Below are 25,232 nucleotides of genomic sequence, written 5' to 3' on the forward strand. Positions count from 1 at the left end.
AATTAAAATTTTAATCGACTTATGAAAAAACAACGCTCTCATTATACAAAAAATAATCTTTTATTACTTCTTTCTATATTGGTTGGCCTAGGTTTAGGAAGTGTGCAATCCCCATGGATTGTTTATTCTGCCGAATGCATAGCAAATACTTTTCTAAAATTCTTACGTTTACTTAGCATTCCTTTGGTATTCTGCGCTCTCGGCTCCACCATTACTTCTATACAAAATTTCAATACTATGGTGACTCTAGGAAAAAGAATTTTATATTATACCCTGCTGACAACAGTTATCGCTGCTTCCATTGGACTTCTGCTGTTCTTTTTACTCCGTCCCCAAATGATAACTCAAGATGCCCTAGCCACAACTACAAAGTGTAATCCCCTAGGATACTTGGATGTCCTTAGCGACACCCTCCCAGAAAATATCTTTAAGCCATTCCTCCAAGGAAATGTCATTTCAGCCGCTTGCCTAGCAGTCCTGCTAGGAACCGCGTCCCTATTTCTTCAAGAAAAAGAAAAACATTTCGTAAATCAATTTTTTAATTCATTTTTTTCTATCTTTCTCAACCTGGCTAGAGGCGGTCTAAAACTTCTCCCAATAGCAATGCTCGGGTTCTCTGTCATCTTGTTCAAAGAATTGAAAGATCAAAGCAACCTTACAATGTTTGCCAAGTATCTGCTTTGCGTTATAGGAGCGAACCTCGCCCAAGGTTTTATTGTTCTCCCCATACTACTTAAAATAAACAAAGTCTCTCCTTTAAAAGTCGCAAAAGCAATGTCTCCTGCACTAGTGACAGCTTTTTTCTCAAAATCATCGGCAGCAACATTACCCCTCACCATGGAACTTGCTGAAGATGATTTAAAAATAAATAAGAATCTTTCTCGATTTAGCTTCCCGCTATGCTCTGTCATTAACATGAACGGGTGCGCTGCTTTTATTCTAATTACTGTTTTGTTTGTTGCGACTTCCAATGGTATGATCATTTCGCCTCTAATGTCTTTAGGATGGATTTTTATTGCGACTCTCGCAGCTATAGGAAATGCGGGCGTACCCATGGGATGCTACTTTCTTACTCTTTCTCTTCTCACATCTATGAATGTTCCTTTATCTATATTAGGTCTCATCTTACCTTTTTATACTGTAATAGATATGATAGAAACTTCTCTTAATGTTTGGTCTGATTGCTGCGTAGTCAGTTTAGCAAACTAACAACTCTCAAAAAAACTCTCACTATAAAGGAGTGCTTTAACCATGAATAAAAAACACGCCAGTTTTTCATCTCGACTAGGATTTATATTCTCTATGATAGGGATTGCCGTTGGGGCAGGAAACATCTGGCGCTTCCCGAGAGTTGCTGCTCAGAACGGAGGTGGTGCATTCCTAATTCTCTGGCTATGTTTTTTATTTTTATGGTCCATACCCTTAATTATTATAGAACTCTCTATTGGGAAACTAACCAAGAAAGCTCCTATAGGGGCTTTAATTAAAACTGCAGGGAAAAAATTTGCTTGGGCTGGGGGCTTCATTACCCTTGTTACCACTTGTATACTCGCCTACTACTCTACAATTGTAGGTTGGGGATTAAGCTACTTTTATTATGCAGTTTCAGGAAAAATTCACCTGGGAAATGACTTTGCAAAATTATGGACATCCCACTATCAGAGTTCTATCCCTCTCTGGGCACACCTCACCTCATTAGGATTAGCCTATCTTGTCATTCGTAAAGGCATTGTCCATGGGATTGAAAAATGTAATAAAATCCTGATCCCCGCATTCTTTCTATGTACCATCGCTCTACTTTTACGAGCAGTGACTCTTCCAGGAGCCGTTCAAGGAATCAAACAACTCTTTAGTTGTGATAAAAGTTGCTTTTCAAACTACAAAGTATGGATAGAAGCTCTTACGCAAAATGCTTGGGATACGGGAGCCGGATGGGGCCTACTGCTTGTGTATGCGGGCTTTGCCTCAAAAAAAACGGGAGTAGTGAGCAATGGAGCTCTAACAGCTATATGTAATAACCTTGTTTCCTTAATCATGGGGATCATTATCTTTTCCACATGTGCTTCTTTAGACATTTTAGGAACCACGCAGCTACAAGATGGAGCAGGAGCTTCAAGCATAGGGATTACCTTTATCTACCTACCAGAGTTATTTACCCGTTTGCCTGGAGGAATTTATCTAACCACCCTGTTTAGCTCTATTTTCTTCCTAGCATTTTCTATGGCAGCGCTTTCTTCCATGATTTCCATGCTTTTCCTTCTCTCACAGACTCTTGCAGAATTTGGAATCAAGCCCTACATTTCTGAAACCCTGGCAACAATCATTGCCTTTGTCCTAGGGATCCCTTCTGCACTTAGTCTCACATTTTTCTCTAACCAAGATACCGTTTGGGGAGTTGCACTTATTGTAAATGGCTTGATCTTTATTTACGCAGCTTTAGTCTATGGCTTCCCTAAACTAAAGAAAGAAGTCATTAACGCTGCTCCTGGAGATCTCCGACTCAACAAAGCCTTTGATTATATAATCAAATATTTACTCCCAATTGAGGGAATTCTTCTTTTAGGATGGTATTTCTATGAAGGACTCTTCCCTGAAAATGGTCAGTGGTGGAATCCTATTTCTCTCTATAGTCTGGGCAGTTTAGTCCTGCAGTGGTCTTTAGGACTCATAATCTTATGGAAGTTCAATAAACAACTTTATTTAAGATTTTCCCGTTACAATCACGAAATTCTATAAATCCAATCGATAATTCTACTCTGAATATTCAGGGTAGAATCACAGCATTTTGGAAAGAAAAAAATATTTAAAGATTGAAAATAACGTTTTTCCTGGCCTAGTATGTTTGGCATTAATCTATTTTTAGATAGGAAAAACATATGTCAGCACCTATACCAACCCCACAAGAATTGTCAGACCAAATCACCTGCTTAAATGTCCAATACCAACAGGTATCCGAACTAGCAAGAGAAAACAAAGGAGATATTGAAGGCTTAAAAACACTGACTGCGGCTCTAACCGCTGATGCTGGCATACAGCCTTCAGCTGATGAAATCTACTCATTGCAAACAGCCGCAGCCCTAATCTTATCTGCTTCCGAAAAACCTGGAAGCGGTCCCTCTGGAAGTACTGAAGGATCTGTTACTGTTCAATCTCCATGCAAATTCAAAAAAGTACTAGCAGTCGTATTAACGATAATTGCTTTAATTGCAATTGCTGTACTTATAGCTTGTATTATTGCTGCTTGCGGAGGTTTCCCTCTACTTCTATCAGCTCTTAACCTATATACCATAGGTGCTTGCGTATCACTACCAATTATAGCTTCAACCTCGGTTGCGCTTATTTGCTTGTGCACATTTGTAGCAAACTCTCTAATTAAACCCGTAATTACTGTCCGTACAACAAGATAATAAGTAAAAAACACAAAAAATAGTGATTTTATGACCTCACCGATCCCCTTTCAGTCTAGTGGCGATGCCTCTTTCCTTGCCGAGCAGCCACAGCAACTCCCGTCTACTTCTGAATCTCAGCTAGTAACTCAATTGCTAACCATGATGAAGCATACTCAAGCATTATCCGAAACGGTTCTTCAACAACAACGCGATCGATTACCAACCGCATCTATTATCCTTCAAGTAGGAGGAGCTCCTACAGGAGGAGCGGGTGCGCCTTTTCAACCAGGACCGGCAGATGATCATCATCATCCCATACCGCCGCCTGTTGTACCAGCTCAAATAGAAACAGAAATCACCACTATAAGATCCGAGTTACAGCTCATGCGATCTACTCTACAACAAAGCACAAAAGGAGCTCGTACAGGAGTTCTAGTGGTTACTGCAATCTTAATGACGATCTCCTTATTGGCTATTATTATCATAATACTAGCTGTGCTTGGATTTACGGGCGTCTTGCCTCAAGTAGCTTTATTGATGCAGGGTGAAACAAATCTGATTTGGGCTATGGTGAGCGGTTCTATTATTTGCTTTATTGCGCTAATTGGAACTCTAGGATTAATTTTAACAAATAAGAACACGCCTCTACCGGCTTCTTAAAAAAATAAATTGAATTAGAATAAGTAATAGTAATTTTCTTCATACCTCCCTTGCAATTAATCACTTTGTTCTTATAAAATGTCTTCTTTTGCTTGGGTAGGTATGGAGTATGCAGAGAGTTTTGCGACTGCTGTTTAACCTACATCATGGGGAAGAAAAAAGGGCTTTCCTTTTTTTTCTCTTGGGATTGGTCTGGGGGATAGGTTGTTACGGCACTCTCTCTCTAGCTGAAGGCTTATTCATTGAAAAATTAGGATCGGCAGAATTACCAAAAATTTATTTAGGTTCTTCTCTGATCCTTTGCGTTCTTTCATCCCTAATTCTTTACAATCTTTTTAAAAAACACATCTCAGCAACAGCTCTTTTCTTAATTCCTGTTTCTTTATCTATCCTTTGTAATTTTTATCTTATTCTCTCTTCTATCTTTGCTATCGATCCCCCCCGGTCTCCTCTGTTTTTCTATCGGATTGTAATTTGGAGTTTAACGATTCTCTCTTACACGAGTTTTTGGGGATTTGTAGATCAATTTTTTAATTTACAAGATGGAAAACGACACTTCTGTATTTTTAATGCTATCATCTTCTTAGGAGATGCTATCGGCAGCGGAATCATAGCTAGCCTGGTACACACAATAGGAATCCAGGGCATCCTGATTTTATTTACAGCAGCCCTGGTCCTGACATTCCCTATCGTATTCTATGTTTCAAAATCTCTAAAGTCGCTTTCCGATGACCATGACCTTTTCATAGATACAGGCCACCCACCACCCTTATCAAAAGCATTGAAACTCTGTTTTTATGATAAATATACTTTTTATCTGCTTTGCTTTTATTTTCTCATGCAATTGCTAGCGATTGCTACAGAGTTTAACTATTTAAAAATCTTTGAAATTCAATTTGCCTCTAAGGAAGAATTCGAACTCGTCGCACACATAGGAAAGTGTTCCCTGTGGATTTCTTTAGGAAATATGTGCTTTGCTCTTTTCGCCTACAGTAGAATAGTAAAGCGTCTTGGAGTCAATAATATCATTTTATTTGCTCCGCTATGTTTCTTAAGCCTCTTTCTATTTTGGACCTTTAAAACAACCCTAAGCATTGCTGTCCTTGCTATGGTAGTACGTGAAGGCGTTACCTACGCTCTTGATGACAACAACCTCCAACTACTCATCTATGGAGTCCCCAACAAAATCCGAAACCAAATTCGCATCGTAGTGGAATCCTTTATAGAACCTATCGGGATGTTGGTCTGGTCCTTAGTCTGTTTCTTGTCTTCTCAACAATATGTGTTCTGCCTAATCATCTCACTAATCGCCACTATTCTGGTTTGCCTCGTACGCTCTTATTATGCGAAGGCGATTCTCAAAAATCTATCTGCACAAGCCCTACAACTTACCCGCTCTATGCAAGATTGGATCAAATCTATGACAGTTAAACAAAAGAGACAAGTCGAACTCTTCTTACTTGCTCATCTTAAACACCCCAGTGAGCGTCATCAAACCTTTGCTTTTCAACATCTCTTAAATCTAGCAAGCCGCAGTGTCCTTCCAAGCCTCCTTGCCCATATGAACAAGCTCAGCCTCCCTAATAAACTCAAGACTATAGAAATGGTAAAATCTAGCTTATGGGCCAAAGATTTTCTAACCTTAGAGCTCCTGAAACGTTGGACAAGTATTTTCCCCCATCCTGCCATCGCATCAGCAATACATCTTTATTTTGCAGAACACGATCTCCTACATATCACTCATATTGCTGAAGACCTCTATGATACTGTTGGTGATAGACTTCTTGCCGCAATTCTTACAGTAAGAAGACAGGAAGCTTATGGGCCCTATCGAGACCTTGCAGACAAGCGCCTGAAAGAACTACTCAACTCGGATCAACCTGAAGATATAGTCATGGGGTTGACCATACTGAAATTAGAAAAGAATCCACAGAACTTCCCAATTCTTTTAGACTTCTTGAACACCAAAAACGAAGATATCTTAATTGTCACCTGCAAAGCCCTACACACTTCTGTTAGAGCTAATCATAAACCTTATTGCCCCGAACTTCTGAAAAGACTACGACAATGCTCGCATAATGATGAAGCAAGTCAATATCTATTAAAAACAATTAGCATTGCTTTAGATATCTCATTCGTAAAAGACTTACTGATGACAACATCACAACTAAAAAACACCTCTAGAAAATATGCTGAGGCTATGATTGGAGAGTTGGATAAAGAAGTCGCCCCAGCATTTCTCCAAGTCCTCACCGATGAGGGAACACACAATCGTTGTCGTATCCTTGCCGCCAAAGCCCTCTGTAAAATCGATAATTGGCTGCTGAAAAAACACGCGTATAAAATTGTGAAGTCTAAAGCAAGTAAGGCTCTGTTCTATTCCTATCACGGCCATTACATTCAAAAGAAATACCCCACATACAACCTCAGCTTGCTGGCAAACACATTAAATTCTAATTATTATGCAGAAGTAAACTTCATGCTCTCTCTCCTAGGGATTCTTGGTTCCATGGAGCACTCTGGTGTACTGATTCGAGCATTAACTAGTAAAAACCAAAAAATCAAAGCACAAGCACTAGAATCTTTAGAAAAAAACTGCGATAGCCACTTATTCTCTTTACTAGAACCCTTTGTTAATCAACCAGGCATGTGCTATAGCGAAAAATACTACTTCAAATGTGGTGTGATTCCTCTAACTCTTAAAGAACTTTTAAATATGATGGAAAACTCCCCATCATCTTTAAACAAACTAACAGCACAGCAACTCAAAGAAGAACTTTCCTATTGCGATCCAGACTTCCAATCTGTAAATACAATCTATAACCAAGAACATGAAGACTTCAGGACAGAGGAATCAGAAACCCTAATATCTTTCTTATCTATCTAAACTTCAATGATTCCAATTTAGATATCCACAGAAAAACCTTGGGAAACTGAAGATTTAAAAAAACCAAGATTGATTTATAAGTTTCGACTGCAAGAAAAATCAATTTCAACGGTTCCTTCTTGAAACTCTTCTATCTTAAAGGTAAGATCTACGTATCAAGTATTACATCTGTGGTGATATTAAAATCTTTGATTTTAACAACACTGATTCTTCTTAAACCATTGTGGAGGCTTTTCTTTAAACTACCTGCATCGTAGTTATTGCTTCTATCCTTCCCAAAATAATACAATCCATCTCAAGGATACGTCTCTGTGCCTTTACTTTTGTCAAAAACTAAAACTATGGTGTGAATAAGGAACTTTTTTATGAATTTGATCGATCGCGCCTTTCTACTAAAAAAAACGATTATATTCCAATCTTTAGACATGGACCTTCTTTTAACAATTGCCGATAAAACTGAAACGATAATATTTAAGCCTGGCAGCAATGTATTCTCTATAGGACAACCTGGATTCAGCTTTTATATCATTGTAGAAGGATACATTACGATCTCTAAAGAAAAACTAGAGTCTCCTCTAAATTTAAAACCTTTAGATTGTTTTGGAGAGGAAAGCTTATTCAATAATAAGCCCAGGGAATACAATGCTTCTGCAAATACACAAGTCCGCATGCTAGTTCTTAGCAAAGGACAAATTCTAAACATTGTGGAAGAGTGCCCATCCGTAGCTTTATCTTTTTTAGAGCTCTATGCTAAACAAATCAAGTTCAGAGAACCTTAAAAAGACAAAATAAATCTTTCTAGATGAGCTACTCTATAGAAAAAAAGGCACGCCGTAATCACTATTGAAAAACAATAGCTTTAAAAAAGATTACGACGCACCCAGAATATAAGAAAGTTTATTGTTCAGCTTGACGTTTCTTAATATAAGTAAATACATCCCCGACAGTACGAAGCTTCTCAGCATCTTCTTCTGAAATTTCAAAAGCAAATTTTTCTTCTAAAGTCATAATCAATTCTGTTAAATCTAAACTATCAGCATTCAAGTCTTCAATAAAAGAAGAGTTCTCATTAACTTCTTTTGGATCCACTCCTAACTGCTCAACAATAATTGCTATTACATCATCTTCTAAACTCATTGCTTATATCCTTTTACTATTTAAACTATACAATACTTCACTATTCCCTAGGGACAAAGAGAAAGAGAATTAGTATCGCAAAAAATCATTTTTTATTCGACGGTTACTTAATTAGTTCTCGAAGAGAAATTTTCAAATCCCTTTCTTCTATTGTCTTAGTAAGTCAATCCCCCATCAACAACCAGTGTCTGCGCGGTCATATAGCTCGATAACTGCGAGGCTAAAAACAACGCCACACGAGCAACATCTTCTGGAGTGCCAGCCCTACCTAAAGGGATCGACTTAAGCCACTCAGCTTTTAAATTGTCATTCAACACGCTTGTCATGTCTGTTTCAATAAAGCCTGGAGCAAGGCAGTTGACACGAATATTTCTTGCAGCTACTTCCTTAGCTAAAGATTTTGTGAAAGCAATAATCCCAGCTTTAGCAGCAGCATAGTTGGTCTGGCCCGCACTACCGATCTTAGCAACAATAGAAGCCACATTTATAATAGATCCTGAACGCGCCTTAATCATATGGCGAATCACTGAGGAACATGTATAATACAAGGAAGTCAAGTTGGTGCTAATCACCGATTGCCAGTCGTCCTCAGACATACGCATCAACAAATTATCCCTGGTAATGCCTGCATTATTTACCAAAATATCTATTTTGTTGTGCTTATCTAAAAATTTCTGCACGCAATCTTTCACTCCACCATTATGACTCACATCCACACGAGCAAAAGAAACTTCGCCACCCAAGCCTGTTAAACTTTCTATAACAGCCTGACCTCGCTCCTCATTCAATCCCCAAATTTCTACATCTGCTCCGTTCTCAAGAAAAAGCTTAACTATCCCGAGTCCAATTCCTCGAGATCCTCCAGTTACTATAACTTTTTTGCCTACTAATGTTATATCCATACAAATCATACCTCTGATAGGAATTTTTCAATCTGAGCAAAAGTACCAAGACTTGTAATCGGTTTAGAAATCCCTATAGAGCGATTTAAACCAGCCAAAACTTTTCCTGGACCTAATTCTAAAAACTCATCCACCTCTGATTCGATATGGTAACAACTCTGATACCATAACGTAGGTGATGTCATTTGCCGAGCTAAACACTCTCGCATTTCTTCAGTATTTACTAAAGATTTTCCTACCACGTGTGACACTAAGGGAAGGCTAGAATCTTTCATGCATAAAGCATAAATGTCTGGAGCTAAGCCATCTTGAGCAACTTGCATTAAAGGAGTATGAAATGCTCCAGACACCTTTAAACGAACTGCTTTTTTACATCCTAAATCACGAAATAACTCAATCGCTTGGTCTACTTTTTCTGCTATTCCAGCCACTACAAGCTGTTTGGGTGCATTATAATTAGCAATCCAAATTCCTTGACCAAGACTTGTTATATTTTCCTCTATAACTTCAGAGGGAAGCCCTAATAAAGCCGCCATAGCCCCTGGGCTCTGATTACAAGCTTCATTCATTAACTGACCACGCTTTCTAACAAGCTCAAGGCCGTCGAGCACGGAGATTCTATCGGAAGCAACTAAAGCAGTATACTCCCCTAAACTTAATCCAGAGACTAAAGAAGGCTGAATAGAAGAACGCTGAGATAGAACCTTTACCACAGCCATGCTATGAAGATAAATAGCTAGCTGACTATGTACTGTTTCCATCAAAAGATCCTCAGGACCTTCAAACATAATTGAAGTCAGAGAAAATCCTAACCTTTCATTAGCAAAATCAAAAAGCTCTCTAACCTCAGGATACTCCATATATAGGTCTTGTCCCATACCTACATATTGGCTCCCTTGTCCTGGGAACAAAAAAGCATAACGTTTTTTCATGAAATTATCGTCCTTATTAGACCTGCTTTAAAACTACTGCGCCCCAAGACAAACCGCCCCCAAAGGCAACTAAAAGTAAATAATCATCAAGCTTAATGGATTCTGTATGAACTAATTCATCCAAAGCAATGCCCACAGACGAGGCCGCAGTATTTCCATACTTATGTACACTCTTAAACACTCTAGACTCATCAATCTCAAAACGCTTCGCTAAAGCATCTATTATTCTTTCATTAGCTTGATGAGGTACAAACCAATCTATATCCTCTTCCTGAATGCCTGCCAGGGCTATCGAATGTTTAGCTGCCGTTTCCATACGTCTCACAGCATGCTTAAAAACTTCTTTTCCCTCCATAGCAATAAAATGTTTGCCTGATTGTAAAGTCTCTTTAGAAGCAGGACAACGACTACCTCCAGCAGGAAGGCTTAATAACTCTCCTAGCTTACCATCTGCGCCTAAAGACAACCTATTAATCTCTAAAGATCCTGGCCGACTCTCCCCTATGACACAAGCAGCTCCTCCATCTCCAAACAACACACAGGTATTCCGATCTGTATAATCTACAAAAGAAGACAACTTATCAGCAGCAATTAACAATACATGGTTATATGTACCTGATTCTACATAAGCCTTAGCTACAGACAAACCATACAAATACCCAGTACAAGCCGCCTGGCAATCAAATGTAGGGACATCCTCAATGCCTAAATGTGCTTGAGCAAGAGCTCCGCTTGATGGGAAAATATAATCTGGTGCTGCTGTCGAGAAAATGATACAGTCAATCTGATCCTTGCTTAAACCCGCATTTGCTATAGCTTTCTCTGCAGCGATGGCTCCCATAAGAGAAGTGTACTCCTGAGGTCCAGCAATACGACGCTCTTTGATCCCCGTTCTGGTCACGATCCACTCATCAGAGGTATCTACCATTTTTTCTAAATCTGCGTTTGAAAGAACTTTCTCAGGCAAATAGGAACCCGTTGCCCAAATTGCTGCTTTTTTGTTTTTATTCACAGAGAACCACATGTAAAGAAAAAAGCTAGTATACTATTCAGAGAGTTTATACTCTAACCTTAATTTAGGCCCCAGACCCGAATGTAAAAATAAAATTCACATCACTATGACAAGATATCCAGATTACTTATCTAAATTAATTTTCTTTTTACGAAAACTTCCAGGAATTGGATTTAAAACAGCAGAAAAACTTGCTTTTGAACTCATCTCTTGGGACAGCGAACAATTAAAAATATTAGGTAACGCTTTTCATAATGTTGCTAGTGAGCGTAGTCACTGTCCCCTATGTTTTACTCTCAAAGAATCTAAAGAGGCAGACTGTCACTTTTGTAGAGAAGAAAGAGATAACCAAAGTCTATGTATTGTCGCTTCTCCAAAAGATGTTTTCTTTCTAGAACGTTCTAAAGTATTCAAGGGACGTTATCATGTTCTTGGTTCACTCTTATCGCCCATTACAGGGAAACATATAGAAAACGAGCGTCTCTCCATTTTAAAATCACGCATAGAAACGCTATGCCCAAAAGAAATTATCCTAGCCATTGATGCAACCTTAGAAGGAGATGCTACTGCCCTTTTTCTAAAACAAGAATTACAACATTTCTCTGTAAATATTTCCCGTCTAGCTTTAGGTCTTCCTATAGGCTTATCTTTTGATTATGTAGATTCAGGGACACTGGCAAGAGCTTTTTCTGGACGACACTCCTATTAGCAGCTCTCTTATCCTAAAAGTAAACAAGGTTCTCTTCTATGCTAGTCTTTCTTACTTTCCCCTAGGACACAGTGAATTATCGAATTTGCCTTAAAACCATGTAATCAGTAGAGTTATTTGAGCGACAAGGTTTATTAAGCTTTTTAAGGAAGCAAAAAACCCGCCGAAATATTCAGGCTCTAGTCTGAGCACAGTAATAATCCCGGTGTTAGGACGGGAAAAAATCAAACACAATTTAAATTTCTTTAGAAATACAAAAATAATCTAAGTAGTAAGGTCTTGTTAAAAAACTTCTTTGTCCCTATTTTTGTGCTTACCTCATTATCTGATAAACAAGCTTTCTATCTAGGGAAGACTCTTGGGAATGCTCATCATGCGAAATAAAGTTATCTTGCAAATATCTATTCTAGCGTTAATCCAAACCCCTTTAACTTTATTTTCTACTGAAAAAGTTAAAGAAGGCCATGTGGTGGTAGACTCTATCACAATCATAACGGAAGGAGAAAATGCTTCAAATAAACATCCCTTACCCAAATTAAAGACCAGAAGTGGGGCTCTTTTTTCTCAATTAGATTTTGATGAAGACTTGAGAATTCTAGCTAAAGAATACGACTCTGTTGAGCCTAAAGTAGAATTTTCTGAAGGGAAAACTAACATAGCCCTTCACCTAATAGCTAAACCCTCAATTCGAAATATTCATATCTCAGGAAATCAAGTCGTTCCTGAACATAAAATTCTTAAAACCCTACAAATTTACCGTAATGATCTCTTTGAACGAGAAAAATTTCTTAAGGGTCTTGATGATCTAAGAACGTATTATCTCAAGCGAGGATATTTCGCATCCAGTGTAGACTACAGTCTGGAACACAATCAAGAAAAAGGTCACATCGATGTTTTAATTAAAATCAATGAAGGTCCTTGCGGGAAAATTAAACAGCTTACGTTCTCAGGAATCTCTCGATCAGAAAAATCAGATATCCAAGAATTTATTCAAACCAAGCAGCACTCTACAACTACAAGTTGGTTTACTGGATCTGGACTCTATCACCCAGATATTGTTGAACAAGATAGCTTGGCAATTACGAATTACCTACATAATAACGGGTACGCTGATGCTATAGTCAACTCTCACTATGACCTTGACGACAAAGGGAATATTCTTCTTTACATGGATATTGATCGAGGGTCGCGATATACCTTAGGACACGTCCATATCCAAGGGTTTGAGGTTTTGCCAAAACGCCTTATAGAAAAGCAATCCCAAGTCGGCCCCAATGATCTTTATTGCCCCGATAAAATATGGGATGGGGCTCATAAGATCAAACAAACTTATGCAAAGTATGGCTACATCAATACCAATGTAGACGTTCTCTTCATCCCTCACGCAACCCGCCCTATTTATGATGTAACTTATGAGGTAAGTGAAGGGTCTCCTTATAAAGTTGGGTTAATTAAAATTACTGGGAATACCCATACAAAATCTGACGTTATTTTACACGAAACCAGTCTCTTCCCAGGAGATACATTCAATCGCTTAAAGCTAGAAGATACTGAGCAACGTTTAAGAAATACAGGCTACTTCCAAAGCGTTAGTGTCTATACAGTTCGTTCTCAACTTGATCCTATGGGCAATGCGGATCAATACCGAGATATTTTTGTAGAAGTCAAAGAAACAACAACAGGAAACTTAGGCTTATTCTTAGGATTTAGTTCTCTTGACAATCTTTTTGGAGGAATTGAACTATCTGAAAGTAATTTTGATCTATTTGGAGCTAGAAATATATTTTCTAAAGGTTTTCGTTGTCTAAGAGGCGGTGGAGAACATCTATTCTTAAAAGCCAACTTCGGGGACAAAGTCACAGACTATACTTTGAAGTGGACTAAACCTCATTTTCTAAACACTCCTTGGATTTTAGGAATTGAATTAGATAAATCAATTAACAGAGCATTATCTAAAGATTATGCTGTCCAAACCTATGGCGGGAACGTCAGCACAACGTATATCTTGAACGAACACCTGAAATACGGTCTATTTTATCGAGGAAGTCAAACGAGTTTACATGAAAAACGTAAGTTCCTCCTAGGGCCAAATATAGACAGCAATAAAGGATTTGTCTCTGCTGCAGGTGTCAACTTGAATTACGATTCTGTAGATAGTCCTAGAACTCCAACTACAGGGATTCGCGGGGGGGTGACTTTTGAGGTTTCTGGTTTGGGAGGAACTTATCATTTTACAAAACTCTCTTTAAACAGCTCTATCTATAGAAAACTTACGCGTAAAGGTATTTTGAAAATCAAAGGGGAAGCTCAATTTATTAAACCCTATAGCAATACTACAGCTGAAGGAGTTCCTGTCAGTGAGCGCTTCTTCCTAGGTGGAGAGACTACAGTTCGGGGATATAAATCCTTTATTATCGGTCCAAAATACTCTGCTACAGAACCTCAGGGAGGACTCTCTTCGCTCCTTATTTCAGAAGAGTTTCAATACCCTCTCATCAGACAACCTAATATTAGTGCCTTTGTATTCTTAGACTCAGGTTTTGTCGGTTTACAAGAGTATAAGATTTCGTTAAAAGATCTACGTAGTAGTGCTGGATTTGGTCTGCGCTTCGATGTAATGAATAATGTTCCTGTTATGTTAGGATTTGGTTGGCCCTTCCGTCCAACCGAGACTTTGAATGGAGAAAAAATTGATGTATCTCAGCGATTCTTCTTTGCTTTAGGGGGCATGTTCTAAGATATAAATTAAGGACTTATCGAAGGAAATCTTTGTTGTTTTCAGAAAAGGCTTTTGGTACCCTTTTTCTATACCCAAGTTAGTACAGGTAATTATGAAAAAATTATTATTTTCTACATTTCTTCTTGTTTTAGGATCAACAAGCGCAGCTCATGCAAATTTAGGCTATGTTAATTTAAAGCGATGTCTTGAAGAATCCGATCTAGGTAAAAAGGAAACTGAAGAATTGGAAGCTATGAAACAGCAGTTTGTAAAAAATGCTGAGAAAATAGAAGAAGAACTCACTTCTATTTATAATAAGTTGCAAGATGAAGATTACATGGAAAGCCTATCGGATTCTGCCTCTGAAGAGTTGCGAAAGAAATTCGAAGATCTTTCAGGAGAGTACAATGCGTACCAGTCTCAGTACTATCAATCTATCAATCAAAGTAATGTAAAACGCATTCAAAAACTCATTCAAGAAGTAAAAATAGCTGCAGAATCAGTGCGGTCCAAAGAAAAACTAGAAGCTATCCTTAATGAAGAAGCTGTCTTAGCAATAGCACCTGGGACTGATAAAACAACCGAAATTATTGCTATTCTTAACGAATCTTTCAAAAAACAAAACTAGTCCAAGTTTAAGGAGTTTTCTATGTCCGAAGCACCAGTCTACACTCTTAAACAGTTAGCTGAGCTACTACAAGTCGAAGTTCAAGGAAATATAGAAACTCCTATTTCAGGTGTTGAAGATATTAGTCAGGCGCAACCTCACCATATTGCTTTTTTAGATAATGAGAAATACTCTAGCTTTCTAAAAAACACCAAAGCTGGTGCTATTATTTTATCTAGATCTCAGGCAATGCAACATGCCCACCTAAAGAAAAACTTTCTTATTACCAATGAATCCCCTTCTCTAACATTTCAAAAGTGCATAGAGTTGTTTATTGAACCCGTAACATCAGGGTTTCCTGGTATTCATCCTACTGCAGTGATTCATCCTACTGCACGTATTGAGAAAAATGTAACCATAGAACCTTACGTTGTCATTAGTCAACATGCCCATATCGGCTCTGACACATACATCGGAGCTGGAAGTGTCATTGGAGCTCACAGCGTTCTAGGTGCTAACTGTCTGATTCACCCTAAGGTGGTGATTCGAGAAAGAGTCCTCATGGGAAACCGTGTAGTTGTTCAACCTGGAGCTGTTTTAGGATCCTGTGGTTTTGGTTATATTACAAATGCTTTTGGTCATCACAAACCTTTAAAGCATCTAGGCTATGTGATTGTAGGTGATGATGTAGAAATCGGAGCCAACACTACGATAGATCGTGGTCGATTCAAGAACACCGTGATCCATGAAGGAACTAAAATAGATAACCAAGTACAAGTAGCTCATCACGTAGAAATTGGAAAGCATAGTATTATTGTTGCCCAAGCAGGCATTGCAGGTTCTACAAAAATTGGTGAACATGTCATCATTGGAGGGCAAACCGGAATTACTGGGCATATTTCTATTGCAGACCATGTGATCATGATTGCTCAAACTGGAGTCACAAAATCTATCACCTCTCCAGGCATTTATGGAGGCGCTCCAGCACGACCTTATCAAGAAACACATCGGTTGATTGCTAAAATTCGGAACCTTCCTAAAACTGAAGAAAGACTAAGTAAGTTAGAAAAACAAGTAAGAGATCTATCGACTCCCAGCCTTGCTGAGATTCCTTCAGAGATCTAAAATTCTATTTATTTTATTAGTTTTGAAATCAAAAAAAAGACCAAATAATTAAATATATAAAGAACGTACTCTTCTTTTTATCATGAGAATTTTCATGATATTTTTATTTAAAATTTCTGGGCTAATCTTCCCTGTCCGCAATAGTTGCATGACTATTTTCATTCCAAGATTGAATTCATCCAGATTAGAAAAGATAAAACATTCTCCGCCAGAGTTTAAAGCTTTTGCAGTGTGCTCTGTATTGGAAAGTATAGACGGGCTTATAAACTTCAATGAAGAAAAATCTACATGTAAAGCAAGGCCCCGAATTGTATTCGCTAAGCTATATCTCAACGCAATAGGACTCGATGAAACTGAAGGTAAAGTAGGCACATCATTATCATAAATACGTGCTTGAATATTTCCACTACGCTTGAGTCCTTGAATTAGTTTCACATAGTTTAATAAATCTATATCCACAATCTCTTTAAAAATTAAAGTGAAAGCAACTCCATGTTGCTTTAAAACATCCCCGAGCTCCTTGCCTAGCTCACTCATGCTCTGACAATTCAAAAGAGAGATATTCCTATAGGTTAAATAATAACGTAGACTATTTACAACGGTAGTTCCTAAAAGAAGCGGTAGGTCTAGCTTTTTATTCACAGTAACAACATGCTCACACTGTTGTTCGAATAATCCGCAACACAGTAAAACCCCTCCCAAACCTATAGAATCATTTAAATGACAAATTACTTCGGTAAATTCTACCCAGTCGCTACTACATCCGGGAGAATAAAAAAATAACTGAGCTATTTTTTTATCCATCGAAGTTAACATGGCAAACAATTCCTTAGTTTGCTCCAACTCTTCATTTTTGAATGGCAACCATTGAGTTTTTTTTAAGTAGTAGTTTTTAGAGTCCGTCTTACGATTCTGAAATTCTTGAGCAGAAGCAACAATACGTTTTGTTATAGTTAAAAGCTTTTCCTCTAATTCTTCATGATCTCGAGATTTATCTTCACTAGGCTTATGATCAAAGTTTTTGATGACACCGTCTATCGAATCCACGTAAAACTGAGTGTGTCGATTAATTTTACGAGAAACGTCCATGTGATGTAATCCTTTTTGTTCTCTTTAAATTGCCACGAGAAACATATTAAAATTTTTTCGATTTTTTAAAAAAACTTAATTATTTTTTCTTCGGATAGCCCTTGTCTTTTGAAACCTAGGCTCCTATAATGAGATCAAAAACCGCTCCCGAAGCGTCTCCCTTATAAAAAAGTTATGGATAGTTCAGCACCTTATAATATAGCTTCTCAGGGCACAGAGAAATCCACAGTAGAAAGGATCTTAGACCTTTACGGGCCCGCTTCCTGTATTAAATTTTTAAAACAGATGGTTCTGATTCGTGAATTCGAAGCCCGAGGAGAAGAAGCCTATCTAGAAGGGCTAGTGGGTGGATTTTACCACTCTTACGCTGGCCAAGAAGCTGTAGCAACTGCTGCAATCGCAAACACAGGACTAGATCCCTGGGTGTTCTCTTCATACCGCTGCCACGCACTTGCGATTCTTCTCAACATTCCCCTTCAAGAAATTGCTGCTGAACTTTTAGGGAAAGAAACTGGATGCGCTTTAGGTCGTGGAGGATCCATGCATATGTGTGGGCCTAATTTCCCTGGAGGATTTGGTATTGTCGGAGGACAAATTCCCCTCGCAGCTGGAGCCGCATTTACCATCAAATATCAAGAACAAAAAAATAGAGTTTCTCTATGCTTTATCGGAGATGGTGCGGTAGCTCAAGGTGTATTCCATGAAACTCTGAACTTTGTTTCTCTTCACCAACTCCCTCTAATGCTTATTATTGAAAATAACGGCTGGAGTATGGGAACGTCATTAAATCGTGCTGTTGCAAAACAGCCCATAGCAGAGTCTCAAGGAAGTTCCTACGATATCCGTGCAGTCACAGTCAATGGTTTTGATCTATTTAACTCTCTTTTAGGATTTAGAGAGGCTTATCGCTATATGGTTGATACCGAATCTCCGGTTTTAGTTGAGTGTCTCTGCTCCCGATTTCGAGGGCATTCTATATCAGATCCTAATTTATATAGATCGAAAGAAGAAATGCAGTGTTTATTTAAAAAAGATCCTATTGTCCTAGCTAAAGATTGGCTAATTCGATTAGAGGTTCTGACTGAAGAGGAATTTCAAAATATACGCCAAGAATGCAAAACTGCTGTTTTAGAAGCGTTCTCTAACGCAAAACTCTCATCAGATCCATCCGTCACCACATTAGAGGAAGGAGTCTATGCCTAAACATAAAACATTAGAAATTCGAGAAGCTCTCCGAGAAGCAATTGACGAAGAGATGTCTCGCGATCCTAATGTCTGTATTCTTGGTGAAGAGGTTGGTGACTACAATGGTGCTTATAAAGTCACCAAAGGCTTATTAGATAAATGGGGCCCTAAGAGAGTCATTGATGCTCCTATTAGTGAAGCAGCCTTCTCTGGAATTGGAATAGGAGCCGCATTGTCAGGCCTGCGCCCTATTATAGAATTTATGAGCTGGAACTTTTCCTTTGTAGCCTTAGACCAAATCATTTCTCATGCAGCTAAGATGCATTTTATGACTGGAGGGAAGTTTTCCGTTCCTATAGTTTTTCGTGGCCCTAATGGTGCTGCAGCCCAGGTATCTTGCCAGCATTCTCATTGCGTTGAGTCGTTGTATGCTAATATTCCAGGTCTTATTATTATAGCCCCTTCGAACCCTTACGACGCTAAAGGCTTATTAAAATCAGCAATCAGAAATAATAACCCCGTTCTTTTTTTAGAAAACGAGCTAGAATATAACTTAAAAGGGGAAGTCCCCACCGAAGAATATCTCGTTCCTATTGGGAAAGCACATAGAGTTCAAGAAGGAAATGACCTTACAATTATTACTTATAGCCGTATGGTTTCCATTACAAAAGAAGCGTGTTCTCTAGCCAAAAAACGTTGGGGCTTGTCTATAGAAATTATTGATCTAAGAACGATCAAACCTTTAGACATATCAACAATTTTATCATCGGTACGAAAAACTTCACGCTGTATTGTAATTGAAGAGGGCCACTACTTCGCTGGGATTTCTTCTGAAATTATTGCCCTGATTACTGAGCATGTTTTTGATTCTCTTGATGCTCCCCCCTTAAGGGTATGCCAAAAAGAAACGCCTATGCCCTATAGTAAAATCTTAGAACAGGCCACTTTGCCTAATGTTAACCGAATCTTAGATACCATTGAAAAAGTCATGAGGTAAGTTTGTGATCTCCTTATTGAAAATGCCAAAGCTTTCTCCAACTATGGAAGTGGGCACTATAGTGAAATGGCATAAAAAAAGTAATGATCAGGTCAGTTTTGGAGACGTCATTGTAGAGATCTCTACAGACAAAGCTATTTTAGAACATACAGCAAATGAAGATGGCTGGATTCGTGAAATCTTACGTCATGAAGGCGAGAAAATCGTTATAGGCACCCCTATTGCGGTACTCTCTACAGAAGCCAACGAGCCCTTTAATCTAGAAGAACTTCTTCCTAAGACAGAACCTTCTAACCTTGAAGCATCTCCAAAAGGTTCTTCTGAAGAGGTCTCGCCTGCAACAACTCCACAAGCTGCCTCAGCAACATTCACAGCAGTAACTTTTAAGCCAGAGCCACCTCTCTCCTCGCCTTTAGTCTTCAAACACGTAGGCACTACGAATAATCTCTCTCCATTAGCTAGACAACTAGCAAAAGAGAAAAACATAGATGTCTCATCAATTCAAGGGAGTGGTCCTGGAGGACGTATAGTAAAAAAAGATTTAGAGAAAGCTCCTCCTAAAAGCATTGCTGGTTTTGGCTATCCTGAGTCTCCCGAAGTGCCTCCAGGTTCCTATCATGAGGAGAATCTCTCTCCGATTCGGGAAGTGATTGCTGCACGCCTACAAGCTGCTAAGATCTCTATTCCTCACTTCTATGTAAGGCAGCAGGTCTACGCCTCACCTCTCCTTAATCTGCTCAAAGAACTTCAAGCTCAGGGAATCAAACTCTCTATTAACGATTGCATTGTACGTGCCTGTGCTCTGGCGCTCAAAGAGTTCCCTTCTATCAATTCAGGATTTAACAGTGTCGATAATAAAATCGTCCGTTTTGATACTATCGATATCTCGATAGCTGTGGCCATTCCAGATGGAATTATTACGCCAATTATACGCTGCGCAGACCGTAAAAATCTCGGCATGATTTCAGCAGAAATTAAGAGCTTAGCGTTAAAAGCAAGAAATCAATCTCTTCAAGACACTGAATACAAAGGAGGGTCCTTCTGTGTCTCTAACTTAGGAATGACAGGAATCACTGAATTTACAGCGATTGTCAATCCTCCTCAAGCGGCGATTCTTGCCGTAGGAAGTGTTACAGAACAAGCTCTTGTTCTTGACGGAGAAATTACTATAGGATCTACCTGCAATCTTACCCTATCTGTAGATCATAGAGTGATTGATGGTTATCCTGCTGCGATGTTTATGAAACGATTACAAAAGATCTTAGAAGCTCCGGCTGTCCTACTATTAAACTAGCAATCTTTGAACAAAAAGGACTCTTTCTATAGCTCCTTGGCTATGGAAAGAGTCCCTGATTCCATCCTGTCTATTTCTTAATTTCCTTCTCCAGAGCAAGATTTTGTAGGAACATGCCAAATATCTCTGGCATAATCCTGAATGGCTCTGTCACTAGAGAAAAAGCCCATTCCTGCAGTATTATAAATAGAAATCTTAGTCCATGAATCTGGTTCCTTAAAGAGTTTGTTCACATTTTCATGGGCAGCGATATAAGACTCCAAGTCAGCCAAGACAAAAAAGGGATCTCCTTCATGCAGTAGGCGATGTACTATCGGTTTAAACAGATCTTTATCATTGCTATTGAAAAATCCCTGTTCTAGCAAATCTAAAACCTGACGGATCTTAGGATTCTTATCACAAATTGTCTGAGGACAGTATTCCCTCCGCAGTTGTACAATTTGCTCCTCCAAAAGACCAAAAATAAACATATTCTCCTTACCAATATGCTCTGCCATTTCTATATTTGCACCGTCCATAGTTCCTATAGTCAGAGCTCCATTCAAAGCAAATTTCATATTTCCTGTTCCAGAAGCCTCCATTCCAGCTGTAGAAATCTGTTCTGAAAGATCTGTACCAGGAATGATATGCTCAGCCATAGAAACTCGATAGTTAGGTAAAAAAAGAACCTTAAGCTTATCATTAACTCGAGAATCTTGATTTACAACGTCAGCAACGCTATTGATTAACTTGATAATGAGTTTGGCCATGACATAGCCAGGAGCCGCCTTACCAGAAAAAATTACTGTTGTAGGGACGACATCTTGATTAGGGTTTTCTTTCAAGTCATTATAAACATAGATGACTCTAAGAATATTCATTAGTTGTCGTTTATACTCATGAATACGCTTAATATGACAGTCAAAGAGAGAATTAGGGTCTACTATTTCTCCAACTTCATTATAAATTCTACTTGTTAGATCCTGCTTATTTTTTAATTTTACCCCTTTCCAATGATCTCGGAAACCACTATCTTCGGCAAAGGAACGGATCAATGAAAGATGAGAAAGATCAATGATATAACGATCCCCTATAGTTTCATTGAGAAGCTTACTCAAACGAGGATTACAGAGAGCAATCCATCGTCGTGGAGTCACCCCATTGGTCACATTGATAAACTTCTCAGGGAAAAACTCATAAAACTCTTTAAAGAGAGTATCTTTAATCAGCTGAGAGTGGAATGACGAAACTCCATTTACTTTTGCAGAACCTACTACGGCAAGGTTTGCCATATTGATACGCTTTTGATACCCTTCTTCAACAATGGATAAAGACCGGCGCTTATCATCATTTTTAGGATAGCGAGAGCCAACTTTTTCTAACCAACGGGAATTTATTTCATAAATAATCTCTAAATGCCGAGGTAATAACTTAGAGAATAAATCGAGAGGCCATCTCTCTAAAGCCTCTGGGAGGATTGTATGATTGGTATAGTTAAAGATGACTGTAGTCATCTCCCAAGCCTTATCCCAAGGTAATTCTTCCCTATCGACTAAAATATGCATCATTTCAGCAATCCCTAAAGCGGGATGGGTATCGTTTAATTGTACTACGACTTTATCCGCAAGGTTATCCAAACAAATATGTGTCTTTGTATATCTGCGGATAATATCTTGAATGGTTGCTGAAACTAAAAAATACTCTTGTTTGAGACGCAATTCCTGCCCCTCAGTAATAGAATCATTAGGATAGAGGACGCGAGAGATGTTTTCTATCAAGGCGATATCTTCTATAGCCTGGATATAGTTCCCGTGGTTAAAATAGCTGAATTCAAAGCCTCGCGGAGATTGTGCTTGCCATAGCCTTAGAGAATTTACAGTATCATTACCGTACCCAGGAATCGGAATATCATAAGCCATCGCCAATACCTCTTGGGTATCGACAAGATCTGCCACCTGTTTCCCTCGAGAATCGGTATAATGAATGACCCTTCCATAAAATCGTACGGGATAGAGGTACTCTCCCCTACAGATTTCCCAAGGATTTCCATAACGTAGCCACTCGTCAGGAGCTTCCTCTTGATACCCGTTGACGATCCTCTGATCAAAAATACCATAATCATAGCGTATACCGTAGCCGTAGGCTGGAACTGCTAATGTAGCCATAGAATCCAAGTAACAAGCTGCCAGTCTCCCCAAACCACCATTTCCTAATCCTGCATCGGATTCCATTTCTACAAGGTGGTCAAAGTCATAATTTAAAGTTTTTAGTGCCTTCCTTACTAAATCTAGAATTCCTAAATTCAAAAGATTGCTTTTTAGACTTCTCCCTAAGAGAAATTCCATGGAAAGGTAATAAACTCTTTTTACATCATTTTTATAGTAGCCATTTTGAGTTTTCAGCCACCCCTTGGCCAACCATTCCATAACAGTTTTTGCAACAGCTGTGAAGATATCTCTAGGAGATGCGGACTCTGGTGATTGTACAACACTTAAATACAGACGATCTAAAATCGCCCGTTTCATAGAGTCAACACTGACTTTGTTCTTATCAAAACTCGAAAAATCTTCCACAATGCAACCATTTCAAATACCATCTAGAACCCTCCATATGCGAAATTTGAAAAAAAAAAAAGAACTTCGCCTTGGTAAATAAAAGAGAGCCTATTAAGAGAGCTTAATAGTTCTGAACTAGAGAAAGACTATAAATAAAATTAGTTGATAAATTTTAATAAAATTAAAATAATATCTATAAAAATATTATTGACAACAATTATATAGACAGATTAAAATTATTTAATTTTTTACTCAGGAGAACAACATGGCTACAGTAGCACAAACACCTCAGACTACACAACCACAACCATCAGTATCTCACAAGGCAACACATCGTTATTGTTCCTGGGTATTTTTTAAGCCTATTTTAGTTAGTCTAGGTCTCCTCCTTGCTTCCTTAACCACCCTAGGACTGGTTATTGCCAGTGGAGTCACCCTATCCTTAGGAATCGGCATTGTTCTTGCTATACAGATAGTACTTGCTGGTATTGCTCTTGTCCTTGCTTTCAATCATATTAGACAATTTAAACAAGCTAGAACAGCGGAGTTGAACTCAATGAAAATGATATCTGCGCCGGCTGCTGCAACTGTCCAGAAGCAAAAATTAGAGGATCGTTACTCCTCTAAATAATCATCTCTTCGCTAGGGAAAAATTCCAAACTCTTATGCAAGGAATTTAAATTCTTAGAAATATCTTGAATAGCCATGTGAATATCATGGCTATTTTCTTCTATTTTTTGTTCAATCAATCGTATGGATGAGATTACCGTCGAATGATCTCTTGAAAAGACATCGCCTATTCTCACGTATGATAGTGAAAGCTTCTGACGACAAAAGTACATGGCTACCTGACGTGGCAATACATATTCTCGGGACTGAGAACGTCCTAAAATACTCTCCTGAGAGACCCCATAATATTGAGCAACATTACGAATAATCTTTAAAGGAGTTAAACGAACGCTTCCTGCTGCTTCTAAAACATCTTTTAAAAGAGTTTTCACATCATCTTCATATAGTAATTGGTGAGAGAGTTTTTTATACATTACCCTCTTTGCTAAAAGATTCAGTGCATGCAGTAAGGTCTTTACGTTGGAAGATAGCGCATAAATTAAAAAATCTAAGGCCGTTTCTTGAATGCGAATAGATAAGCGCTCTACCTGTCTCATTAAGAAACTGCGCAATCCTTCCTGAACCAAAGGATGTATCGGAATTGCAACTCCCCATTCAAACCTGCTGATCAATCTATCTTCAACAGCAACGAGATCCACAGGCGCATAGGATGAAGACACTACAATCAACTTCCCTTCAGAATGAAGAGAATTAAACGTATGGAAGAACTCTTCTTGAGTTGCCGACTTTCCTGAAAAAACCTCGATATCCTCAATGAATAGAGCATCAATATTGCGGTAAAAAGAACGGAATTTTTGCATTTCTCCTGAACGGATAGCAGAGACTAAGTGCTCTGTAAACAAATCCGAAGAAACATAGAGAATCTTACCTCCAGATTCACGAAGAACACTGATAGCTGACTGCATTAAGTGAGTTTTTCCAGATCCCTCAGGTCCAAACAGATAAATTGGATTAAAAGTAACTCCTCCGTTTTCATCAGGACTCTTAGTAAATTCCTGTAAAACACGAAAAGGAAGATCATTTTCAGGGGTAACTAAAAAATTAGAGAAGGTCATCTCAGGATTCACACTTCCATAATGCATGGTAAAGTATGCTGTCTTCTCTTGCTGCATCTGCTTCTCCTTATAAAAAGGAGCTGCTTTATCTACCGAAGTAACGTGAACACGAATGGGCTTATTGTTATTATTTACAAGACCAGATTTAACCTTATGTCTTATATGCTCCTCAAACCAAGTAATTTGAAAAGAATCTTGAGCTTCAAGATACAAATTACAAGCATCAAAACATAAGACCTTTAAAGATCGCAACCACTTGTCTACAGTATTTGTGCCAATTTCTTTCTCTTGTAGCAAAAGAAATTCTTCCCATGCTCGCATAAACTATGAGCTCATATAAATCGCTTGTTTCAATAAGCCTGTATTAAG

General features: G+C 38.5%; 21 protein-coding genes. 14 read left to right on the forward strand and 7 right to left on the reverse strand.

Annotated features, from left to right (window positions below; genetic code table 11):
- Positions 1–21 precede the first annotated feature (21 nt).
- The 6 genes from CPB_RS01485 to CPB_RS01510 all read left to right on the forward strand — a co-directional run bounded on the left by CPB_RS01485 (position 22) and on the right by CPB_RS01510 (position 7,715).
- Complete coding sequence (locus CPB_RS01485) at positions 22–1,209, forward strand: dicarboxylate/amino acid:cation symporter (protein ID WP_011126102.1); 1,188 nt, start codon at positions 22–24, stop codon at positions 1,207–1,209.
- 42 nt (positions 1,210–1,251) lie between these two features.
- Entirely contained in the window at positions 1,252–2,736 is a 1,485-nt protein-coding gene (locus tag CPB_RS01490; RefSeq protein ID WP_010882938.1) for a sodium-dependent transporter, read from the forward strand.
- A gap of 140 nt (positions 2,737–2,876) precedes the next feature.
- On the forward strand, positions 2,877–3,407 hold the full coding sequence (gene incB / locus CPB_RS01495; RefSeq protein ID WP_010882939.1) for an inclusion membrane protein IncB: 531 nt from the start codon (positions 2,877–2,879) through the stop codon (positions 3,405–3,407).
- A 30-nt stretch (positions 3,408–3,437) separates the two neighbouring features.
- The gene (locus tag CPB_RS01500) at positions 3,438–4,049 is read left to right on the forward strand and encodes an inclusion membrane protein IncC (RefSeq protein WP_010882940.1); all 612 of its coding nucleotides are present in this window, start codon (positions 3,438–3,440) and stop codon (positions 4,047–4,049) included.
- A gap of 109 nt (positions 4,050–4,158) precedes the next feature.
- The gene (locus CPB_RS01505) at positions 4,159–6,936 is read left to right on the forward strand and encodes an MFS transporter (protein WP_010892075.1); all 2,778 of its coding nucleotides are present in this window, start codon (positions 4,159–4,161) and stop codon (positions 6,934–6,936) included.
- A 365-nt stretch (positions 6,937–7,301) separates the two neighbouring features.
- A complete protein-coding gene (locus tag CPB_RS01510) occupies positions 7,302–7,715 on the forward strand; it encodes a cyclic nucleotide-binding domain-containing protein (protein WP_010882942.1) in 414 nt (137 codons plus the stop codon).
- Positions 7,716–7,833: 118 nt separating this feature from the next.
- Here CPB_RS01510 and acpP read toward each other — a convergent pair whose 3' ends face one another.
- The 4 genes from acpP to CPB_RS01530 form a co-directional block, all read right to left on the reverse strand.
- Complete coding sequence (acpP, locus tag CPB_RS01515) at positions 7,834–8,073, reverse strand: acyl carrier protein (RefSeq protein WP_010882943.1); 240 nt, start codon at positions 8,071–8,073, stop codon at positions 7,834–7,836.
- A 155-nt stretch (positions 8,074–8,228) separates the two neighbouring features.
- Entirely contained in the window at positions 8,229–8,975 is a 747-nt protein-coding gene (fabG, locus tag CPB_RS01520) for a 3-oxoacyl-ACP reductase FabG (protein WP_010882944.1), read from the reverse strand.
- 5 nt (positions 8,976–8,980) lie between these two features.
- Positions 8,981–9,907, reverse strand: a complete 927-nt coding sequence (fabD, locus tag CPB_RS01525; RefSeq protein WP_010882945.1) for an ACP S-malonyltransferase — start codon at positions 9,905–9,907, stop codon at positions 8,981–8,983.
- Between the two features lie 16 nt (positions 9,908–9,923).
- Complete coding sequence (locus CPB_RS01530) at positions 9,924–10,931, reverse strand: ketoacyl-ACP synthase III (RefSeq protein WP_010882946.1); 1,008 nt, start codon at positions 10,929–10,931, stop codon at positions 9,924–9,926.
- 94 nt (positions 10,932–11,025) lie between these two features.
- Between CPB_RS01530 and recR the strand changes: the two genes are divergently transcribed.
- From recR to lpxD, 4 genes are all read left to right on the forward strand, one after another.
- The gene (gene recR, locus CPB_RS01535; RefSeq protein ID WP_010882947.1) at positions 11,026–11,628 is read left to right on the forward strand and encodes a recombination mediator RecR; all 603 of its coding nucleotides are present in this window, start codon (positions 11,026–11,028) and stop codon (positions 11,626–11,628) included.
- A gap of 364 nt (positions 11,629–11,992) precedes the next feature.
- Positions 11,993–14,365: an outer membrane protein assembly factor BamA gene (gene bamA / locus CPB_RS01540; protein ID WP_041466953.1), complete on the forward strand. Its 2,373-nt coding sequence runs from the start codon at positions 11,993–11,995 to the stop codon at positions 14,363–14,365.
- A 94-nt stretch (positions 14,366–14,459) separates the two neighbouring features.
- Positions 14,460–14,975 (forward strand): OmpH family outer membrane protein, encoded by a 516-nt coding sequence (locus CPB_RS01545; protein ID WP_010882949.1) that lies wholly within the window; start codon positions 14,460–14,462, stop codon positions 14,973–14,975.
- 21 nt (positions 14,976–14,996) lie between these two features.
- Positions 14,997–16,079: a UDP-3-O-(3-hydroxymyristoyl)glucosamine N-acyltransferase gene (lpxD, locus tag CPB_RS01550; protein ID WP_010882950.1), complete on the forward strand. Its 1,083-nt coding sequence runs from the start codon at positions 14,997–14,999 to the stop codon at positions 16,077–16,079.
- A gap of 48 nt (positions 16,080–16,127) precedes the next feature.
- On the opposite strand, the gene CPB_RS01555 is transcribed toward lpxD, so the two are convergent.
- Entirely contained in the window at positions 16,128–17,168 is a 1,041-nt protein-coding gene (locus CPB_RS01555; RefSeq protein WP_010882951.1) for a hypothetical protein, read from the reverse strand.
- A gap of 174 nt (positions 17,169–17,342) precedes the next feature.
- Here CPB_RS01555 and CPB_RS01560 point away from each other — a divergent pair, with 174 nt between their 5' ends.
- The 3 genes from CPB_RS01560 to CPB_RS01570 are packed head-to-tail and all read left to right on the forward strand — an operon-like array spanning position 17,343 to position 20,644.
- Entirely contained in the window at positions 17,343–18,371 is a 1,029-nt protein-coding gene (locus CPB_RS01560) for a thiamine pyrophosphate-dependent enzyme (protein ID WP_010882952.1), read from the forward strand.
- Positions 18,364–19,350 carry an alpha-ketoacid dehydrogenase subunit beta gene (locus CPB_RS01565; protein ID WP_010882953.1) on the forward strand — a complete coding sequence of 329 codons (987 nt, stop codon included), beginning with the start codon at positions 18,364–18,366 and terminating at the stop codon, positions 19,348–19,350. The genes CPB_RS01560 and CPB_RS01565 overlap by 8 nt, the downstream gene beginning before the upstream one ends.
- Positions 19,351–19,354: 4 nt before the next feature.
- On the forward strand, positions 19,355–20,644 hold the full coding sequence (locus CPB_RS01570) for a pyruvate dehydrogenase complex dihydrolipoamide acetyltransferase (RefSeq protein WP_010882954.1): 1,290 nt from the start codon (positions 19,355–19,357) through the stop codon (positions 20,642–20,644).
- A 77-nt stretch (positions 20,645–20,721) separates the two neighbouring features.
- Here CPB_RS01570 and CPB_RS01575 read toward each other — a convergent pair whose 3' ends face one another.
- Positions 20,722–23,148 carry a glycogen/starch/alpha-glucan phosphorylase gene (locus CPB_RS01575; RefSeq protein WP_162008450.1) on the reverse strand — a complete coding sequence of 809 codons (2,427 nt, stop codon included), beginning with the start codon at positions 23,146–23,148 and terminating at the stop codon, positions 20,722–20,724.
- Between the two features lie 295 nt (positions 23,149–23,443).
- Here CPB_RS01575 and CPB_RS01580 point away from each other — a divergent pair, with 295 nt between their 5' ends.
- Entirely contained in the window at positions 23,444–23,809 is a 366-nt protein-coding gene (locus CPB_RS01580) for a hypothetical protein (protein ID WP_010882956.1), read from the forward strand.
- Here CPB_RS01580 and dnaA read toward each other — a convergent pair.
- On the reverse strand, positions 23,802–25,184 hold the full coding sequence (gene dnaA / locus CPB_RS01585) for a chromosomal replication initiator protein DnaA (RefSeq protein WP_010882957.1): 1,383 nt from the start codon (positions 25,182–25,184) through the stop codon (positions 23,802–23,804). The two genes, CPB_RS01580 and dnaA, sit on opposite strands and share 8 nt — an antisense overlap.
- Positions 25,185–25,232 lie beyond the last annotated feature (48 nt).

The organism is Chlamydia pneumoniae TW-183 (assembly GCF_000007205.1).
In the GTDB taxonomy this organism is placed as follows: domain Bacteria; phylum Chlamydiota; class Chlamydiia; order Chlamydiales; family Chlamydiaceae; genus Chlamydia; species Chlamydia pneumoniae.

Bases quoted from the DNA above. Each gene is read 5' to 3' on its own strand.
- CPB_RS01485 (WP_011126102.1), top strand. From the start codon at position 22: ATGAAAAAACAACGCTCTCATTATACAAAAAATAATCTTTTATTACTT.
- CPB_RS01490 (WP_010882938.1), top strand. From the start codon at position 1,252: ATGAATAAAAAACACGCCAGTTTTTCATCTCGACTAGGATTTATATTC.
- incB (WP_010882939.1), top strand. From the start codon at position 2,877: ATGTCAGCACCTATACCAACCCCACAAGAATTGTCAGACCAAATCACC.
- CPB_RS01500 (WP_010882940.1), top strand. From the start codon at position 3,438: ATGACCTCACCGATCCCCTTTCAGTCTAGTGGCGATGCCTCTTTCCTT.
- CPB_RS01505 (WP_010892075.1), top strand. From the start codon at position 4,159: ATGCAGAGAGTTTTGCGACTGCTGTTTAACCTACATCATGGGGAAGAA.
- CPB_RS01510 (WP_010882942.1), top strand. From the start codon at position 7,302: ATGAATTTGATCGATCGCGCCTTTCTACTAAAAAAAACGATTATATTC.
- acpP (WP_010882943.1), bottom strand. From the start codon at position 8,073: ATGAGTTTAGAAGATGATGTAATAGCAATTATTGTTGAGCAGTTAGGA.
- fabG (WP_010882944.1), bottom strand. From the start codon at position 8,975: ATGGATATAACATTAGTAGGCAAAAAAGTTATAGTAACTGGAGGATCT.
- fabD (WP_010882945.1), bottom strand. From the start codon at position 9,907: ATGAAAAAACGTTATGCTTTTTTGTTCCCAGGACAAGGGAGCCAATAT.
- CPB_RS01530 (WP_010882946.1), bottom strand. From the start codon at position 10,931: ATGTGGTTCTCTGTGAATAAAAACAAAAAAGCAGCAATTTGGGCAACG.
- recR (WP_010882947.1), top strand. From the start codon at position 11,026: ATGACAAGATATCCAGATTACTTATCTAAATTAATTTTCTTTTTACGA.
- bamA (WP_041466953.1), top strand. From the start codon at position 11,993: ATGCTCATCATGCGAAATAAAGTTATCTTGCAAATATCTATTCTAGCG.
- CPB_RS01545 (WP_010882949.1), top strand. From the start codon at position 14,460: ATGAAAAAATTATTATTTTCTACATTTCTTCTTGTTTTAGGATCAACA.
- lpxD (WP_010882950.1), top strand. From the start codon at position 14,997: ATGTCCGAAGCACCAGTCTACACTCTTAAACAGTTAGCTGAGCTACTA.
- CPB_RS01555 (WP_010882951.1), bottom strand. From the start codon at position 17,168: ATGGACGTTTCTCGTAAAATTAATCGACACACTCAGTTTTACGTGGAT.
- CPB_RS01560 (WP_010882952.1), top strand. From the start codon at position 17,343: ATGGATAGTTCAGCACCTTATAATATAGCTTCTCAGGGCACAGAGAAA.
- CPB_RS01565 (WP_010882953.1), top strand. From the start codon at position 18,364: ATGCCTAAACATAAAACATTAGAAATTCGAGAAGCTCTCCGAGAAGCA.
- CPB_RS01575 (WP_162008450.1), bottom strand. From the start codon at position 23,148: ATGAAACGGGCGATTTTAGATCGTCTGTATTTAAGTGTTGTACAATCA.
- CPB_RS01580 (WP_010882956.1), top strand. From the start codon at position 23,444: ATGGCTACAGTAGCACAAACACCTCAGACTACACAACCACAACCATCA.
- dnaA (WP_010882957.1), bottom strand. From the start codon at position 25,184: ATGCGAGCATGGGAAGAATTTCTTTTGCTACAAGAGAAAGAAATTGGC.